General features: G+C 42.3%; 3 protein-coding genes. All 3 read right to left on the bottom strand.

Annotation, left to right across the window (positions count from 1 at the left end):
* On the bottom strand, positions 1 to 273 hold a 273-nt coding region (locus tag FRY97_RS23045; RefSeq protein WP_211356955.1), incomplete at its 3' end, for a hypothetical protein.
* Positions 274 to 362: 89 nt separating this feature from the next.
* Positions 363 to 827 (bottom strand): type II toxin-antitoxin system VapC family toxin, encoded by a 465-nt coding sequence (locus FRY97_RS21755; RefSeq protein ID WP_147169727.1) that lies wholly within the window; start codon positions 825 to 827, stop codon positions 363 to 365.
* Between the two features lie 6 nt (positions 828 to 833).
* Positions 834 to 1,145, bottom strand: coding sequence for a hypothetical protein (locus FRY97_RS21750; RefSeq protein WP_147169726.1), 312 nt, complete (start codon positions 1,143 to 1,145; stop codon positions 834 to 836).
* Positions 1,146 to 1,686 lie beyond the last annotated feature (541 nt).

Here is a 1,686-nt window from a genome sequence, read left to right as displayed (position 1 = left end):
GCTCGTTTTGATATATCTTCTTAAAGTCCATGCACAGAAGATACAAAATTTTCGCGCACGTGAGCGCGCGGTCAGAATTTTCTGTACATTTGGTTCAATGAATGTTTGACAACATACCTTTGATGCTTTCCAGTCACATGGACTACTCCCCACACCATCTCCTAAAGCCAGAATGACTAAATTCCCGTTTTCAATAATCTCAAATTCACAAAAATCACCGTTCCTTTTTTTGTGTGGATTCTTATATGACTTTTTCGATATTTCTACTTTCATTTTCTGATTATAGTATGGCACGGCCCGTGCATGAGCCGTGCCGACCGGCGAAAGGCATGGACGTATGCACCTTGTTGGCTGCTGTTAATTCATTTTCCCTTTCTATATTTTTCGATATCGATATATTTCAGTTTGATAAATTCACCATCAAGATGGACAAAATCCTGATCAGTGGTAACTAAAACCATATCAAATGCACTGGCAGTTGCCGCAATCCATAAATCGTTCTTACCCATATTTCTGGATGTAAAATTTCCTTTCTTATCTTTTAATTTACCTTGGCTGTACGCATCTATTTGACCATACAAATCCAGAATCTTACGAATGTTAATATCTATCTCGAGTACTTTGTCGAGCACATTTTGGATACTTTTCTTCCTTCTCTTCCCGTAACCGTACTGGGCGATCAATGAATTAATTTCGCCGATGGTGACTACCGAAACAGCAAGATCGTTACTGCCGTCGAATAATTGATGGTCTCTTTCAATACGTCTGGCGATATCCGCACTACGGCTATAAATTATCAGCACATTGGTATCCAATAAATAGTCCACTCCTTTCTATTTTATCGCTTCAAGTAGCTCATCTAATGTCACATCATCCCAATCTATAGCATCTGCCTCGACCCTGAATTCTTCATATGTACAAGGACTGTAATTCTGTTCTTTTTTCAATTGCTCCAGGGTTACTGCTTCCCTTATTCCCTTGACTCCTTCCATGAAGGCCGGTCGAGGTTTTTCTTCTTCCTTTTTATGTGCCTTATTATAAAGTACCTCCTCAAGCTCTTTTCGGATCACCTTCAAGGTCTCAATGTCCTCAACTTGTATGAGGATCTCGAAAATATCCGACCTTATCTCTTTTGCTTTATTCATTTTTACCGCTGTTTACTCAGATACAAGATAATCGTTGCCAAAGATATTTACAAACTCTGTTCACCTATAGTTCCATCCTAAATATAATCCATTGATTTTCAGTTTATTTATTCTTTCTCATCTGCTGTTTGTCATGTCGAGGGTTGGATCTAATAGCAGCCAACTCTGTAATATCCGCCTTATCCCCCCAATTTGTTGCGCTTTTTCCAGGCTTTGCATAGCGCCCAGCGCGCCACACTATACCCCAGGCAATGCTACAAAATACAAAAAATCACAATGCCGCCTGCGTGGCAATAGGGGGAAACTAGCCGGCGGTGGGGCATCAAGGCTGGCCGGAAGGAAAATGCTGGGATACAGCCCCCTCGGGCTGATGCTTTTTGCTGGCGGTTTTGCTGGCCTTCTGCACAGCTGCATGGCAATGGCTGGGCGCTGTGCAGTCTTGCTCTTTCCTTTTATCTGGACTTCAGGGTGTACAGATCTGGACTGATACTAATAGTATTCAGAACCGCCCGGAAAGCCCGGTACCGCTGTCGCGGTTCGC

It is taken from the genome of Phaeodactylibacter luteus (assembly GCF_007993045.1).
Taxonomy (GTDB): domain Bacteria; phylum Bacteroidota; class Bacteroidia; order Chitinophagales; family Saprospiraceae; genus Phaeodactylibacter; species Phaeodactylibacter luteus.
The sequence above is the reverse complement of the archived record's forward strand: the minus strand, read 5'-3'. Positions and strand labels throughout refer to the sequence as shown.

Coding starts and splice junctions, on each gene's coding strand:
- FRY97_RS21750 (WP_147169726.1), bottom strand. CDS start 1,145: ATGAATAAAGCAAAAGAGATAAGGTCGGATATTTTCGAGATCCTCATA.